This is a genomic window from Pseudomonas sp. IT-347P (assembly GCF_949768005.1).
Taxonomy (GTDB): Bacteria; Pseudomonadota; Gammaproteobacteria; order Pseudomonadales; family Pseudomonadaceae; genus Aquipseudomonas.
Map to the genome: position 1 here is coordinate 642207 of NZ_CATKPQ010000022.1, position 15671 is coordinate 657877.

Sequence of the window (15671 nt, forward strand, 5' to 3'; positions counted from 1 at the left end):
TCAGCTGCTTTTGCGGGTGGGCGCTGCGCACTTTACTCGATTAACGGCACTTTGGCCGCGCGCTTGTACGGGCCAAATTCCACGGGCACCCACTGGAAATGTTTACCCTGTGCGGTGATGTGACCGATCCCCGGGAACGGCAAGTGCGCCGCCGTCACCCACGTCTTGCTGGCGACCGCCGCACTGAAGACCGCCTGACGAGCGTTGATCGCTTGCGCGCTGTTGACGTCAAAGCCGATAGACACTTCCGGATGCTCAAACTGCACAGCCAGGTTATGCACCAGATCGCCCATGAAGACGATGCTCTGATTCTGCGAGGTGAAGCGGTAGGTGGTGCTGCCCGGCGTATGGCCGGCTTCGAGTGACGCTTCGACTAAACCCGGCAACGGCGACTGGCCCGCGGCGAAGGTCTTGAAGCGCCCGGCGGCGACGTAGGCCGCGGTGGAGTCCTGGGCGATCTTGAAAAACTCCTTGGCGCCAGCCGGCGCTTTGGCCAGCGCGGCCGGATCGAGCCAGTAATCCGCTTCTGCCTTGGCGGCGTACACCGTGGCATTGGTGAACAACGCTTGCTTGTGTGCATCGACCAGACCACAGACATGATCGAGGTGCAGGTGCGTCAGCAGGATCGTATCGACCTGCTCTGGCTGGTAGCCGGCCGCCCGCATGTTCGCCAGGAGCTGCCCGGCGGTTTCACCAATGCATTGCCCCGCACCGCTGTCGACCAGAATCAGTTGCTTGCCGGTATTGACCAGAAATGCATTGAACGCCGTTTGAACCCCCGGGGTTTCAATCGAACGGCGTGCCAGCAGCGCGCGAATCTGCGCCTGACTCATGCCCTGCAACAGCTTCGGCGACAGGTCGTTGTAACCATCGAACAACGCGGTGACCTCGTAATCGCCCAACGCCAGGCGGAAATAACCCGGTGCCTGCGTGCCCTGCTGGGGTGCCTGCGCCATGGCGCTGGAAGTGACCAGCGCGAACGTCAACGCCGCCGCTGTGTTGAACATACTTTTCATCTGATTCCCCTTGGATCTGCCGATTGCGGCGCCCCCATCGGCTCGCCACGCTTGCTGTCATCGTGCCGCAAACCGCGGCGCGCAGACTTGCAGGGATGTGCTGAGTTCAGATCAATACGCGGGAATTAACAACGATTAACTCGTCAGCCTGGCGCTATCGCCCAACAATGAAACCCTCTGCGCAGCGTTGTTTTTTTGACCTGAGGGGATGCGCCGAGCGTGCATTCCCCATCGACACGGACATTGGCCATGGCTCACTTACAGCACAGCGTCGCCCTCGCCCCTGCCAACGAACCACGCAAGACCGGGGTCGGCGGACTCAGTCCGCAACGCGAACGGCAGGTCAAACAACTGATCCTCGAACGCCTGGGCGAAAGCCTGGAAGTGACCGAACTGGCCCGCGCCTGCTCGCTGTCGCGCAGTCACTTTTCCCGCGCCTTCAAATGCAGCACCGGGTTGTCGCCGCAGGACTGGATTCGCACCCAGCGTCTGGCGCGGGCCAAGCTGCTGATCCAGCACACCGACCTGAGCCTGACGCAAATCAGCCTGGAATGCGGGTTCTGTGATCAGGCGCATTTCTGCCACATGTTCACCCGCAGCGAGGGCATCAATCCGTTTGCCTGGCGCTGCCAGATCATGCGTGAACCCAAAGCTCACCGTACACAGCCCGTGTTTGAACGCGGCCCCCGTTGCACTGACGCTCAAACCTGAGGATTATGCCCGGACACCCCGGATTAGAGGCTGCGCACGCGCCCGGCCCTACTCCGTTCTGTCCGCCGCAGCACCGCAGGAGTGAGCTGTTGAGTCTTTCCCCGAATCAGGCCCTCGGTTTTGGCCCCTATCGGATTCATCCCGGGCAACGCCTGGTGCTCGAAGGCGAGCAGCCGTTGCGCCTGGGCCGACGGGCGATGGACATCCTCCTGATTCTGCTGGCCCATGCCGGCGAAGTGGTGAGCAAACAGCAATTGATGGCCGGGGTCTGGCCGGACAGCGTGGTCGAGGACATCAACCTGCGGGTGCACATGGCGGCGCTGCGCAAAGCCCTCGGTGACGGTCAGGCCGGCCAGCGTTACATCATCACCGTGGCGCAACGGGGTTACAGTTTCGTCGCCCCGGTTTTACCGCAATCCATGGAGAAACGTCCTGTGGGCGAAGCTGGCGGCCGGCACAATTTGCCCTTGCGGCGCACGCGCATGATCGGCCGCCAGGCGCTCGTCGATAGCCTGATGACGCAGTTGCCGCGCCAACGCTGCATTACCCTGGTCGGCCCCGGCGGAATCGGCAAGACCACGGTGGCCTTGCGCGTGGCCGAGCAACTGATCGGACATTACCGCGATGGCATTCGACTGGTGGATCTGGCACCGCTGAACGATCCCCGACTGATTTGCTCGCACCTGGCCACCCAGCTCGATCTGGCTCTCCTCGACGGCGATCCGCTGACGGCGCTGGTCAATGGCCTGCAACAGCGGCAGATGCTGTTGCTGCTCGACAACTGCGAGCACCTGATCGATGCCGTTGCGGCGCTCAGCGAAAGCATTCTGCGCGGGGCGCCGAAGGTGCATATCCTCGCCACCAGCCGCGAGAGTCTGCGGGCCGAAGGCGAATTTGTGCAGCGCCTGGACTCCCTTGTATATCCGTCGATGAGCGCGACATTGAATCGTCAGCAGGTGCTCGATTATTCGGCGCTGCAACTGTTCATCGAACGCGCCACGGCCGTGCAGGAAAGCTTCGAACTGAGCGACGCGCAGTTGCCGCAAGCGATCGAGATCTGCCACCGACTCGACGGTATTCCCCTGGCGCTGGAACTGGCAGCCGCTCAGGTCGCCGAACTGGGCCTGGAGGGTTTGCTCAGCCAATTGCAGGGTCGTTTGCCACCGCTGACGGCGGGTAATCAAAACAGTCTTGAGCGCCACCTCACCTTGCGCGCCACGCTGGACTGGAGTTTCAACCTGCTCGATCGTTGTGAGCAAACCTGCCTGCGCCGCCTGGGGGTGTTTTGCGGTGGTTTTACTCTGGAGTCAGCGGCGGCGGTGATCGTCGGCCAACAGATCGACCCCGGCGTGGTGTTTGTGTCGATCACCCAACTGGTGGCCAAGTCTTTGCTCAGCGTCGAGGTCGGTGACGAAGAGGTGTTCTATCGCCTGCTCGACACAACCCGTCGTTACGCCCTGGAAAAACTTGAGCACGCCGGCGAATGCGAGGAAACCCGCGAACGGCATGCCGAACGCTGCCTGGCCTTGATGCAGCAGGCGCAAAGCGATTGGGAAATGACCCCGACGGCGTTGTGGATCGAGCGCTATGGCCGTGCCCTGGAAGATCTGCGTGCGGCGCTGGACTGGAGCTTGAAAGGGGTCGTCTCGGGTGGCTTGGGGATTCGCCTGGCGGCCGCGTCGGCACCTTTGTGGCAAGAACTGTCGTTGCTCAAAGAGTACGGCGGTTATGTGCGGCGAGCGCTGAGCCTGTTCGACGAACTCAAAGAGCCTTGCCCGCGCCTGAAAATCGCCCTGAAACTGGCCCTCGGCAGTGCCTGCTATCACACGTGGGGAGGCACCCCGGAAACCATTCAAGCGTTCGACGAGGCTCGCCAGCTGGCTCAGGCACACGACGACGTCGCCGGGCAATTGCGCGCGGTGTCCGGACACATGGCGGTCAACCTCAGTTGTGGGCACTACCGCATGGCGCTGGCCCAGAGCGAGCTGTTCGACCGCCTCGGTCTGCACGGTGACCCACAGTTGTCACTGAGCACCCACCGTTTACGGGTCCTGGCCCTGCACTATGCCGGCGACCAGCCGCAGGCACGCATGCATGCCGAACAGGTGCTGCAGCGCATGGCGCACAGCGGTCACGTCAACCGCTTCACCCACGGTTTTGGCGTGCAATACGATCAGAGTGTCGCGTCGCTGACGATAATGGCACGGGTGCTGTGGGTGCAGGGATTGCCGGAACAAGCGTGGCAGACGGCGCGGCTGGCACTGGACATTGCCGTGCAGATCAACCATGGCACCTCGATTTGCTACACCCTGGCGCTGGCCAGTTGTCCGATCGCTCATTACAACGGCGATCAGCAGAACGCCCGGGCGCTGCTGCAACTGTTACTGGAGCAATCGCAGAAGCATTCGGTGCTGCTGTTCAACAACTGGGCGCGGCACTATGCGCAGGTGATCGATGTGCCAACCCGTACGCCCGTGCCGGAGGACAGCAGCGGGCTGATTCGGGAAATCATGGTGACGCTCGATGGCCGTTTTGTGGATGACGCCCTGTTTGAGCGAGCGCTGAGTGGTGAGGCGGGATGGAGCACGGCGGAGATTCTGCGCGCTCGGGCGGACACGCTACTGAATAGTGAGACGGTTTGTCTGGGCGGGCCTCTTCGCGAGCAGGCTCGCGATGAGACCCTCAAGGAAGCCGAAGCACGCCTGCAACAATCCCTGACCATCGCTCGTACCCAAGGCGCGCTCGCCTGGGAACTGCGCAGCGCCACATCACTTGCGCAACTCTGGCAGCGCACATCGCGCTGCCGCGAGGCGCTGGATTTGCTCACACCGATCTATCAGCGCTTCACCGAGGGCTATGCAACTCCGGACTTGCGCAAGGTGCGCCTGCTGATCGACGCGTTACGCGAGCACGTGCACGCCTGAGGCCGGGCGAATCCGGTCGATGTAATGCTTATGCCGACGCTCAAGATCAATCCCTTCACCGCTACGCTCAAGTTGCTCGCGGGCATGGCTGCGAGTGGTGTTGAGCATGCGGTATCGGCCGGCACTGCCGCCCCGCTCCAGCACCAACAGTGACTTGCGCGCCAGGCCTTCAATGATCGCGGCAAGCCGTGACGAAGTCAGCTGCGGACAACTGATCACCGCCAGCGCCGCCTCCAGGGTGAACGCCATTTTGAACACGGATAAGCGCTGCAGCGCGCGTTGTTCCTGCTCGCTCAAGCGTTGATAGCTCCAGTCGAGTGCTGCCTGCATCGATTGGTGCCGCGCCACAGCGGTGCGCCGGCCATGGCTGAGCACGTGCAGACCATTGGCCATTTGCGCCTGCAGGCCTACCAACGCCAGCGCGTCGATCTGCGCCGTCGCCAGTTCGATCGCCAGCGGTAAACCGTCGAGTTGGCGGCAGATCTCCAGGACGGTTTTGACATCCTGCTCGCGCAAGCGGAAATCGTGCTGTCGCGCCCGCGCACGACTGACAAACAACTGCACCGCAGAATGCCCCATGGCTTCAATGATGCAAGCGCCTGCCGAGCGTTTCGGCAGTGTCAGCGGTGGCACGTACTGAAGGGTTTCCGGACTGACGTCCAGGGCCTCGCGGCTGGTGGCGAGAATCGACAGCCGAGGAGCGGCGTCGAGCAACCTTTCGATGGCTGCTCTGCAAGCGTCGCGACGGTGGTCACAGTTATCCAGTAGCAGCAACGCATGGCGCCTCGCCAAACCGGGCAAATCGCTTGCGAAGGTGCGCAGCACCTGATCGAGCAGCGGTGTGTCATCGTCGATCAAGCTCAGATCGATCTGCCACACGCCGTCTCTGTAGTACTGCAGCAGCAGTTCTGCGACCCGCAACGCGACAGTGGATTTACCCACCCCGGCCGCGCCCGTGACGGTCATCAGCCGACACAACGGCATTTGCCGCACCAGCCCGCCGACCAGCGCGTCGCGTCCGGCGACCGGGGTCAATCGCGCCGGCAAATTATGTTGAAGGGGTTGCAAGCCCTCGAAGACCACGTGCGCGATCCTGTCGCAGCGCACCGGGGCGATAAAGCTGTAACCGCATTGCGGCACGTTAACGATGTAGCGCTGACCGTTTTCGCCGTCGCCCAAAGCGCGCCGGAGTGCGGCGATGTGCACGCGCAAGTTGATCTCCTCAACCACCGACGTCGGCCACACCAGGGCGATCAATTGCTCCTTGCTGACCACTCGCCCGGCTCGCTCGAGCAGCACCTGCAAAATGTCCAGCGCACGCCCGCCCATGCGCAAGGGCCGATCTCCGTCGAGTATCAGCCGTTGGCGCAGGTGGAAGGCGTAAGGGCCGAAATGCAGCACTGACGCCGTGTTCAAATCGATGAGGCTATCCATGCCAACTATCTTGGCAGGCTCAGATGACGCGACAACCGCTACACGAGGCGCAGCACGGACATACGGGTGCGCCAGACGGACACCCACGCTCTAGCTGAACTGTTCGCGGTATTGCACGGGGGTCAGGCCGAGCTTTTCAACGAACAGCGAACGCATATGCCGCACACTGCCGAATCCACTTTTGTAAGCCACGGTTTTAAGCGGCAGATCACTGGTTTCCAGCAGGTTTCGCGCGCAGTCGATGCGTGCACTCTGCAGAAACTCCATCGGCGTCATGTGGATGTCGCGGGTGAACACTCGCGCGAAGTGCCGCGCACTCATATTGGCAATCGCCGCCATGCGTTCAACCGTGAAGGCTTCGTCGAGATGCTCCAGCACGTAGCTCTGCGCACGGGTGATCGGCGTTTCCTGCGGTGCCACCGCAGCCATCAGTGGACTGAACTGCGCCTGCCCGCCCTGCCGCTTCATCACCACCAGCAGGACTTTGGCAACATCCTGGGCGAGCTTCTTACCGTGATCGCGGGCGACCACCGCCAGCGCCATGTCGATCCCCGCCGTAACGCCTCCCGAGGTGATCAGGTTGCGATCCTCGACATAAATCTGATCGGTCGTGACATGGGCTTTCGGGAATCTCTTGATCAGGCGCTCGGTGTAGTTCCAGTGCGTGGTTACCTGGTAACCGTCAAGCAACCCGGCATGTCCCAGCACAAAGGCGCCGGTGCAGATGGATCCGTAGTACTCGACGCGCTGGACGGCGTCTTTGAGCCAAGCGAACAACGACGGAAACTGTTGGTTATAGGCACCGGGGCCTCCCGGCACCAACAGCAGATCATAGGCTTCGGTGTCGTCTTCGATAGTCCGGTCGGCCTGCACGTACACGCCGTTGGAAGCCCGAAGCGGTCCTGCCTCAATACCCAGCGTGATCAATTGATAATGCGCATCGGGTTTCAGGTAGCGATTGGCAACCGAAAAAACCTCCAATGGCCCGGCTATGTCGAGCAGCAGAAAGTCGGGAAACAACACCATAGCCACGGTTTTCATGGGAAGACATCACTTAAATCAGGAAGACAGGATACAGACGAGACATTATGGCCAACTGCAGCCGTTTGAGCGCAAAAGTTTTGTGTGAAGGCTATCGCAAAACTGTCAACCTGAAAGGGACAGTCTTTCAGTTCTCATCTACTTATTGCGTAATCCAGTAAACAGTAACCTTCTCCTCACTCGGACGAATTCACGTCCCGCAAGGAGATTTCCTCATGCTGACCCTTCGCAAAGCCTCCGATCGCGGCCTCGCCAATCATGGCTGGTTGAAGTCCTTTCACACCTTTTCCTTCGCCAGCTATCGCAACCCTCGTGAGCAGGGTTTTTCCGACCTGCTGGTCATTAACGACGACCGCGTTGCCGCCGGTAAAGGCTTCGGCCAGCACCCGCATCGCGACATGGAGATTTTTTCCTACGTGCTGGAAGGCGCACTGGAACACAAGGACACGCTAGGCACCGGTTCGGTCATTCGCCCGGGCGATGTGCAGTTGATGAGCGCCGGCAGCGGCGTAGCGCACAGCGAGTTCAACCATTCGGCGACCAAGCCGGTGCACTTCCTGCAGATCTGGATCGTGCCGGATGTCAGCGGTGCCAAACCGCGCTATCAACAGGAGCATTTCAGCGCCGGGAAAAAACGCGGTCGTCTGCAATTGATCATTTCGCCGGACGGCAACGACGGTTCGCTGAAAGTGCGCCAGGATGCGCGCGTCTTCGCCGGGCTGTTCGACGGCAAGGAAAGCGCGACACTGCAACTGCCGGCCAACCGCTACGCCTATGTGCACGTTGCACGCGGCAGTGTTGAACTCAATGGCCAACCATTGCAGGAAGGTGACGGCGTGCGGGTTCGCGAGGAACAGCTGCTGACCTTGAGCAACGGGGTCGATGCCGAGGTGCTGGTGTTCGACTTGCGGCCGCAGGAGTTGCCAGAGATGCCATGACGCGGTGTTTCAATGCTTACGAAAACGGCCTTCCTTGAAGGCCGTTTTCTATTGTGGATATTCGGGCGCTTGTGGCGAGGCCGGCCTTGGCGCGCTTATATCCTTGCCTATCTGGATTGCAGCGAGTGTCGTCTGCAAAGTGGTTAACACCGCTGCTTGATTGGCGAAGTGCGCCCCCACGACGACGGTGATCATTCCGAGAAAATGGACGGCGGTCGTCGCCCAGTAATGCGCCTTTATTGTCGAGGCATGTTTGATGGCTTCTTTTGATTCTTCGGCCATTCGTTGTACACCGTCCCACATCAGATCGTATCGTTTATCCCTCTCCGCCTGAGTCAACAGGTAAGCATCGATTCTCGCCGACACACCCTCGACCCGAGCGTCCATCCTGGTCTCGATGGTTTCGATCCTGGCATTGAACTCTTCACGACTTATAGCGTTCATGGCTTTGGCATTCCGACTTTTACTCGACAGATCACTGACTGGATTTTGACTGAATTCCGTGGTTTTCAACTCGACACCTTCCTGGCTCTGCCCCTACCGTCCCTGGTATTAACATCAGTGAAAACCTGACGTCCTTCACCGAGCTGACGAAAACAATAGGCCCCATCAAGTATGCCGACAAGCCGGGAGATTCTGCCTCTGGTGTAGGCCGTTTCGTCAGAGGTTGTAGCCCTGCAAAAAGAATGTCTGCCTAGTCATTCTCCGATGCGAACACGTCGACAATCTGCTCGATCACCGCCCTCACCCGCGCGGTATGCCGCAGGTCCGCGTGGGTCACTAACCACACGTCGTAAGGTAGGGGTCGAGTGCGATCCGGCCAGAGCCTGACCAGACCATCGCGCTCGCCCATGTACACCGGGATTTCTCCCACACCCAGCCCTGCTGCAATCGAACGGCGCACCAGCAGGCTGGAACTGAGGCTGGCAACGATGCGGCCGCGACTCAACGGCTCCGATACCAGCGTCAGGTCCTTTTTGCTTTGCAAATACGGTTGATAGACCACCAGATCATGCCCCTCGAATGCCGTGTCGGGCTGCGGCGCGCCATTAGCATCGATATAAGCTTGGGAAGCAAAAAGCCCCACCGGCCATCGGGCAATGCGCCGGGCGATCAGGTCAGGGTTGTCCGGACGCGTGTTGCGCACGGCGATATCCGCCTCGCGCTTGGCCAGGCTGAGGATCTGCGTGGACGCATCCAGTTGCACTCGTACGTCCGGGTGCTGTTCGTGCAAACGAGCGATGGCCGGGATCAAAAAGTCGATGGCCAGCGAATCGGTGGTACTGACGCGCACCGTGCCGGTCAGGCGATCATCAAGGCCCTGGATCTGCCGCTCCAGCTCCAGTGCCGAATGCTCCATTTTCTCCACACTCTTGAGCGCCGCCTCACCGACAGCGGTCAACGCGTAGCCGTCGGAGGTGCGCAGGAACAATGTTGCGCTCAGGGACTTTTCCAGCGCTGTGATCCGTCGCCCGACGGTGGCCTGATCCACCCCTAAAACCCGTGCTGCGCCGCGCAGCGTCGACTCGCGGCAAACGGCTAAAAACACCCGTGCGTCATCCCAATTCATGCTGCCTCCCTTGTGATGCAAATTCGCATCAAAGCGCCGCTTAATCGCTGCATTAACGCAGCAACGATAGCCGATATGCTGGGCGCCATAAACCTTCTGCGAGATCGCTATCATGCGTACATCAACATCCACCGGTATCTGGCTGCCGATCTTCGCCGGCCTCTGCGCCAGCCTGGTCAGCATCGGGCTGGCGCGTTTCGCTTACACCCCATTGATCCCTTCGCTGATTGAGGCGCAGTGGTTCAGCGCCAATGATGTGGTCTACCTCGGCGCCGCCAATCTGGTGGGCTATCTGATCGGCGCCCTGCTCGGCCGGCCGACAGCACGCCAGCTCGGCAATAAAAATGCCTTGCGGCTGATGATGCTGGTGGTCACAGCGGCGTTTTTTGCCTGCGCGTTTCCGTTGTCGGTGAGCTGGTTCTTTGGCTGGCGGCTGCTGTCGGGAATTGCCGGTGGCGCGATCATGGTGCTGGTGGCCGCGACGGTATTGCCGCATGTCCCGGCGGCGCGTAAAGGTCTGGCCAGTGGCGCAATCTTTCTCGGCATCGGTCTCGGCATTGCCGGTTCGGGCACACTGGTGCCACCGCTTCTGAGCCTCGGTCTGCAAGCGACATGGTTGGGCCTGGGGGCTTTGGCCTTGTTGCTGACGACGCTGAGCTGGTTCGGTTGGCCGTCTGATTTCCCACACCCGCAGGCTGCGCCTAAACAGGTGCCTGCTGAAGCGACGCCGCGCGGTGTGTATTTACTGTTCGCCCAATACGCCTTCATGGCCGCTGGCCTGGTTCCTGCGATGGTGTTTCTGGTGGATTACGTGGCGCGTGGACTCGGCGCCGGGGCGCATGTCGGCGCGCTGATCTGGGTGATGTATGGTTTGGGCGCGATTGTCGGCCCGGTGAGTTACGGCTTTCTTGCCGATCAACTTGGCGCGCGGTCCGGTATTCGCCTGGTGCTGGTGGTGCAGGCAATTGCCCTTGGCTTGCTGGCGATGTCCCACTCGTTGCTGGCCCTGGCGCTGCTCGCGGTAATTCTCGGTTCATTTCCGCCCGGCATCGTGCCGCTCGCCCTGGCTCGGGTGCATGAGCTGGTGCCGGAGCACCATCGCCAGCAAATCGCCTGGAGTCGTGCCACGGTGTCGTTCGCGACCTTTCAGGCGCTGGCCGGGTTTGCCTATTCAGCGCTGTTCAATGCCAGCGGCGGTCAGCACGCATTGTTGTTCGTCATCGCCGCTGGCGCGATCGTCGTGGCGCTGCTGCTGGAGCAAGCCATGAAATGGCTGCCTGTCCCTGACGAACCGCGCTGCTGCGCAAATTGAAGGGAATCATTGCTTGCGCCGCACGCTCCCACTTACACAACCTGAAATCAGAGGAACCCGTATGTCCCTGCCGAGCGAAATGACCCGTATCGAAATCACCGAACCCGGTGGCCCCGACGTCTTGCAACCCAAACGCGTGGCGCTTCCGGTCGCCGCACAAGGCGAGGTACTGATCCGCGTCCAAGCCGCCGGCATCAACCGGCCGGACGCCTTGCAGCGTGCCGGCAAATATCCGATGAAGCCCGGCATGAACCCGATCCCCGGGCTGGAGGTCGCCGGCGAAATCGTGGCACTGGGCGCCGGGGTCAGTCAGTTCGCGGTGGGCGACAAAGTCTGCGCGCTGACCAACGGCGGCGGTTATGCCGAATACTGCGCCGTCCCGGCCGGCCAGACCTTGCCGATTCCCGACGGTCTGGACTGGGTCCACGCCGCCGCGATTCCGGAAACCTTCTTTACCGTGTGGGCCAACCTGTTCGGCCTCGGTGGCGCCAGCCGTGGTCAGCGCGCGTTGATTCACGGTGGCACCAGCGGCATCGGCACCACCGCACTGATGCTGTGCCGAGAGTTCGGTATAGAAGCGTTTGCCACCGCCGGCAGCCCGGACAAATGCGCAGCGATTCGCGATTTGGGTGGTCAAGCGATTAATTATCGTGTTGAGAACTTTGCTGAGGCGATCGCCGATAAAACCGCAGGCCAGGGCGTCAATGTCATCCTCGACATCATGGGCGGCTCGTACCTCAACGATAACGTCAGCGCCCTGGCGATGGATGGCCGTCTGGTCATGCTCGGCTTCCTCGGCGGCGCGCGGGCCAACGATTTTGATCTGCTGGCCATGATGGCTAAACGCGCAGTGATCACCGGCTCCCTGTTGCGCGCCCGCACCGCTGCCGAAAAAGCCGCGATCGCCGATCAACTGCGTGAACACGTATGGCCGGCGCTCACTGCCGGGCGCTGCCTGCCGATGATCGACAAGGTCTTCCCTCTCGCCGACGCCGCCCAGGCTCACGCGCACATGGAGGCTGGCGACCATATCGGCAAAATCGTGTTGCAGGTCGTATGAGCCTTTGCAGCATTTGGTAATCGTTGCACCGGGGCAGTGGTCGAAAAACTCACGCGCAGACCGAGGCATCTGGTAAAAAGCCTTCTTTGTCTGCGCCTGGGTGAAACGGTTAATGTTCCTGTCCTTCATGACGCGTCTGCGCCGCCGCCGTTTGGCGTTCGCCTGCATGGCCGCGCTGATTATCGGCGTGCCGACCAGTTGTGCCGTGCTCGAACACACCGAACGCAAACTGCTGTTTCGCATCGAACCGGGCACTGCCGGCTGGTATCACGGCTTGCCCGGCAGCGTGCAGGAACTTGACCTGCAACCGAAAAGCTTCAAGGCCGGGGAAAACATTCATGCCTGGTGGTGGCCGGCGGAAAAAGCCAATGCGCCGGCCATTCTCTATCTGCATGGCGTGCGCTGGAACCTCACCGGGCAGTTATTCCGTATCGAGCAACTGCGCGCCGCGGGCTATTCGGTGCTGGCCATCGACTACCGCGGATTCGGTCAGAGCAAAGGTGATTTACCGTCAGAAAGCAGCGTTTACGAAGATGCGCGCGTGGCGTGGGAGCGCTTCAAGCTGCTGCAACCAGACCCGGCCAAACGCCTGATCTACGGGCATTCCCTCGGTGGCGCCGTAGCGATCGATCTGGCGGCGGAACTCGGGCAAACCGCCGCCCGCGATCATTCCGCACTGCCGGTGCGCGGACTGGTGATCGAGTCCACCTTCACCACGCTGGCGGATGTCGCCGCGTCCGTGGCCGACACTTCGCTGCCGGTACGCTGGCTGCTGTCGCAAAAATTCGATTCGATCGACAAGATCGCTGATATCCACATGCCGCTGCTGGTGGTCCACGGTTTGGCCGACGCATTCGTGCCGCCGCGCTTCAGCGAACAGCTGTTCAACGCCGCGCAACAACCCAAGCGTTTGTTGCTGGTCCCGGGCGCGACGCATAACAACAGCATGGCGCTTGGCGGGCAGAGTTACCGCAAGGCGCTCGACAGCCTGATGCAGAGCAAGCCAGCGCCTCGGATAGCCGGCCCGGCTACCGGGCGTAGCGGGCAGGACACTTAACGGTAGCCGCGAGCCTGCAAATCGAACAATTGCGCGTAATGCCCGGCAGCCGCGATCAATTGATCGTGGCCGCCCTGCTCCAGAATCCGGCCTTGTTGCAGCACGATGATGTGGTCGGCATTGCGCACGCTGGAAAAACGGTGGGAAATCAGCAACGTCATGCGGCCTTCGCTGTGCTGACTGAAATGCTCAAACACCGCCGCTTCGGCCGCCGGATCAAGGGCGGAAGTCGGCTCATCGAGGATCAGAATGTCGGCATCACGGCGCATGTACGCGCGGGACAAGGCAATCTTCTGCCACTGCCCGCCCGATAACTCCTGGCCACCGGCGAACCAGCGTCCCAACTGCGTGGCATAGCCCTTGTCGAGTCCTTCAATGAAGGGTGCCGCCATGCCTTGAGCAGCGGCCTCCTGCCACCGCTGCCGGTCGTTGAACGCCAGGGTATCGCCGACACCAATGTTTTCTCCGACGCTGAACTGGTAGCGGATGTAGTCCTGAAAAATCACGCCGATACGCCGACGTAACGCGGTCTCCTGCCAATCCTGCAGATCGCTGCCGTCGAGCAGGATGCGCCCTTGATCGGGGCGATAGAGCCGGGTCAACAGTTTGATCAGCGTGGTCTTGCCTGAACCGTTCTCCCCGACCAACGCCACGCTCTTGCCTGGCAGCAGTTGCAGGTCGATGTTTTCCAGCGCTGGCCGGCTGGCACCGGGATAACGGAACCCGACGTTTTCGAAACGCAAACCATCACCGGGGCAGACGCCAACCGTGAGGTGGCCAGTATCGACCTGAACCGGTTCGGCCAGGTATTCATACAGACTCGTCAAGTAGAGGCCATCTTCGTACAGGCCGCTGATCGCACTCAGACTGCTGCTGACCGCGCTCTGACCCTGCTTGAACAGCACCAGATACATGGTCATCTGGCCGAGGCTGATCTGACCATGCACAGCATCGATCACCACCCAGGCATAGGCCGCGTAAAAAGCCGCGGTACCGAGCAGGCCGAGGCCGAAACCCCAACCATCGCGCCGCAGTGTCAGGCGTCGGTCTTCGGCATACAGCCTGGCGAAGGTGTCGCGGTAGCGTTGCAGCAACAGCGGTGCAAAGCCGAACAGCTTGACCTCTTTGATATACGTTTCGTGGGACAGCAAGGTTTCGATGTAATTCTGCTGCCGACTCTCCGGCGCGCGGCGGGTAAACAACCGAAAGGCGTCACCGGAAAAATGCGCCTCGGCAAAGAACACCGGCAACGCACCGACCACTAACAGCACCAACGCCCAAGGGGAAAAGTGCACCAGCAGCACACCAAAGCTGATCAGCATGATCAGGTTTTGAATCAAGCCCAATGACTTCATGACCAGCGCCAGTGGCCGCGTCGAAGCCTCGCGACGCACACGCACCAGTTTGTCGTAGAACTCGGAGTTCTCGAACTGCACCAGAGACAGGGTCTGCGCTTTCTGCAAAATCAGCGTATTGACCTTCTGCCCCAGTTGCACGCGCAGGAGCGACTGCTGCACCGACAGTGCCCGTTGCGTGCCGGACAACAGCGCCAACACCCCGGCCTCCAACAACACATAACGCAACACGGGCCACAACGGCGCACTGCCTTGCTGTGCGTGCAACTGCATCGCTGCCACCACTGCATCGACAATCCGTTGCCCCAACCATGCCGCCAGTGCAGGGAGCAAACCGGCCACCAACGTTGCCAGCACCAGCCCCAGAAACAAGCCACGCGATGTCCCCCAGACCAACCGCAAGGCTCGCTGCGCCTGGTCGAACAAGGAGGTGAAACGCGATAAATCAGGCATGGGGCATTGGACTCTGCTGGCGATGACGGTGCGTCATGGTACTCCAGCGCCACCACGGAATTTCACACGGCAAGCGTTCCTCGGCATACTGGCGCCCCTCCCGACAACACGAAAAGGACTCAGTGTGTTGACCCGTTCCAATGCCCGATGGAGTTACTACCCGATTTGCTGGCTGGCCGTTTTGTCGCTGCTGGCGCACATCGCATTTTATGACTGGTATCTGCTCACCCCGATCGACGTCGGTGGCACTTTCATGGGTGGCATGGGCGGACAAATGTTCGCCAGCGGCTGGATCGCAGCCACTGTGGCATTGCTGCTGGCCTTGTTGGTGCGTATGCCGGGATCGTGCCATGCCTGCATCGTTGCCGGGCTTCTGCCTTTGCTGATTGGCGGCTGGTGGCAGCTCAACTATCCAGACGATGCGGAACAACGGATCTACAGCATCAGCCCTCACGAACTCGGCAGCGCCATGTTGATCGGTGCAGTTTTTCTCGGGCTTGGCTTGTTTCTGCGTTCGAAACTGAAGAAAACACGCACAGCATCCGGATGGGCAATGCTGGGCAGATCCCTGTTGGCCATTCTGATAGCCATTGTTTTTATCGGCGTGCCTGCCTACATCAGCAAGCAACTATCGCTGCCCCACTGCGCGTTCAGCAAAGACGGCCAGCAGTTATCAGTGTGCCTGGGGGACGACGACGAACCCGTTATTGTCGACTGAGTAGCGCGCTGGATGACCGTGATAAGTCGGGCGTTTTTCAGAACAAAAACATCTGGGAGACTCTGCCCTCTCCAGCGTCCAA

Annotated in this window: 13 protein-coding genes; 7 read left to right on the forward strand and 6 right to left on the reverse strand. The window is 60.8% G+C overall.

Annotated features, from left to right (window positions below):
* Positions 1 to 32 precede the first annotated feature (32 nt).
* The gene (locus ACM6IV_RS11690; protein WP_414870104.1) at positions 33 to 1016 is read right to left on the reverse strand and encodes an MBL fold metallo-hydrolase; all 984 of its coding nucleotides are present in this window, start codon (positions 1014 to 1016) and stop codon (positions 33 to 35) included.
* 249 nt (positions 1017 to 1265) lie between these two features.
* Here ACM6IV_RS11690 and ACM6IV_RS11695 point away from each other — a divergent pair, with 249 nt between their 5' ends.
* Positions 1266 to 1727, forward strand: coding sequence for a helix-turn-helix domain-containing protein (locus tag ACM6IV_RS11695; RefSeq protein ID WP_414870105.1), 462 nt, complete (start codon positions 1266 to 1268; stop codon positions 1725 to 1727).
* Positions 1728 to 1816: 89 nt separating this feature from the next.
* The gene (locus ACM6IV_RS11700) at positions 1817 to 4651 is read left to right on the forward strand and encodes an ATP-binding protein (RefSeq protein WP_414870106.1); all 2835 of its coding nucleotides are present in this window, start codon (positions 1817 to 1819) and stop codon (positions 4649 to 4651) included.
* Here ACM6IV_RS11700 and ACM6IV_RS11705 read toward each other — a convergent pair.
* Together ACM6IV_RS11705 and ACM6IV_RS11710 are read right to left on the reverse strand one after the other, a co-directional pair.
* Positions 4628 to 6085, reverse strand: a complete 1458-nt coding sequence (locus ACM6IV_RS11705; protein ID WP_414870107.1) for an ATP-binding protein — start codon at positions 6083 to 6085, stop codon at positions 4628 to 4630. The genes ACM6IV_RS11700 and ACM6IV_RS11705 overlap by 24 nt on opposite strands.
* Positions 6086 to 6175: 90 nt before the next feature.
* Positions 6176 to 7126: a GlxA family transcriptional regulator gene (locus ACM6IV_RS11710; RefSeq protein ID WP_414870108.1), complete on the reverse strand. Its 951-nt coding sequence runs from the start codon at positions 7124 to 7126 to the stop codon at positions 6176 to 6178.
* A 215-nt stretch (positions 7127 to 7341) separates the two neighbouring features.
* Between ACM6IV_RS11710 and ACM6IV_RS11715 the strand changes: the two genes are divergently transcribed.
* On the forward strand, positions 7342 to 8064 hold the full coding sequence (locus ACM6IV_RS11715) for a pirin family protein (protein ID WP_414870109.1): 723 nt from the start codon (positions 7342 to 7344) through the stop codon (positions 8062 to 8064).
* A 48-nt stretch (positions 8065 to 8112) separates the two neighbouring features.
* On the opposite strand, the gene ACM6IV_RS11720 is transcribed toward ACM6IV_RS11715, so the two are convergent.
* Positions 8113 to 8577 (reverse strand): hypothetical protein, encoded by a 465-nt coding sequence (locus tag ACM6IV_RS11720; RefSeq protein WP_414870110.1) that lies wholly within the window; start codon positions 8575 to 8577, stop codon positions 8113 to 8115.
* Between the two features lie 181 nt (positions 8578 to 8758).
* On the reverse strand, positions 8759 to 9634 hold the full coding sequence (locus ACM6IV_RS11725) for a LysR family transcriptional regulator (RefSeq protein ID WP_414870111.1): 876 nt from the start codon (positions 9632 to 9634) through the stop codon (positions 8759 to 8761).
* A gap of 112 nt (positions 9635 to 9746) precedes the next feature.
* On the opposite strand from ACM6IV_RS11725, the gene ACM6IV_RS11730 reads away from it, so the two are divergent.
* The 3 genes from ACM6IV_RS11730 (at position 9747) to ACM6IV_RS11740 (ending at position 13063) form a co-directional block, all read left to right on the forward strand.
* Positions 9747 to 10946: a YbfB/YjiJ family MFS transporter gene (locus ACM6IV_RS11730; protein ID WP_414870112.1), complete on the forward strand. Its 1200-nt coding sequence runs from the start codon at positions 9747 to 9749 to the stop codon at positions 10944 to 10946.
* Positions 10947 to 11007: 61 nt separating this feature from the next.
* Positions 11008 to 12006, forward strand: a complete 999-nt coding sequence (locus ACM6IV_RS11735) for an NAD(P)H-quinone oxidoreductase (protein ID WP_414870113.1) — start codon at positions 11008 to 11010, stop codon at positions 12004 to 12006.
* Positions 12007 to 12118: 112 nt separating this feature from the next.
* Complete coding sequence (locus ACM6IV_RS11740; protein WP_414870114.1) at positions 12119 to 13063, forward strand: alpha/beta hydrolase; 945 nt, start codon at positions 12119 to 12121, stop codon at positions 13061 to 13063.
* On the opposite strand, the gene ACM6IV_RS11745 is transcribed toward ACM6IV_RS11740, so the two are convergent.
* Positions 13060 to 14871 (reverse strand): ABC transporter ATP-binding protein, encoded by a 1812-nt coding sequence (locus tag ACM6IV_RS11745; RefSeq protein ID WP_414870115.1) that lies wholly within the window; start codon positions 14869 to 14871, stop codon positions 13060 to 13062. The genes ACM6IV_RS11740 and ACM6IV_RS11745 overlap by 4 nt on opposite strands.
* Here ACM6IV_RS11745 and ACM6IV_RS11750 point away from each other — a divergent pair.
* Positions 14849 to 15589, forward strand: a complete 741-nt coding sequence (locus ACM6IV_RS11750) for a hypothetical protein (protein ID WP_414870116.1) — start codon at positions 14849 to 14851, stop codon at positions 15587 to 15589. The genes ACM6IV_RS11745 and ACM6IV_RS11750 overlap by 23 nt on opposite strands.
* Positions 15590 to 15671 lie beyond the last annotated feature (82 nt).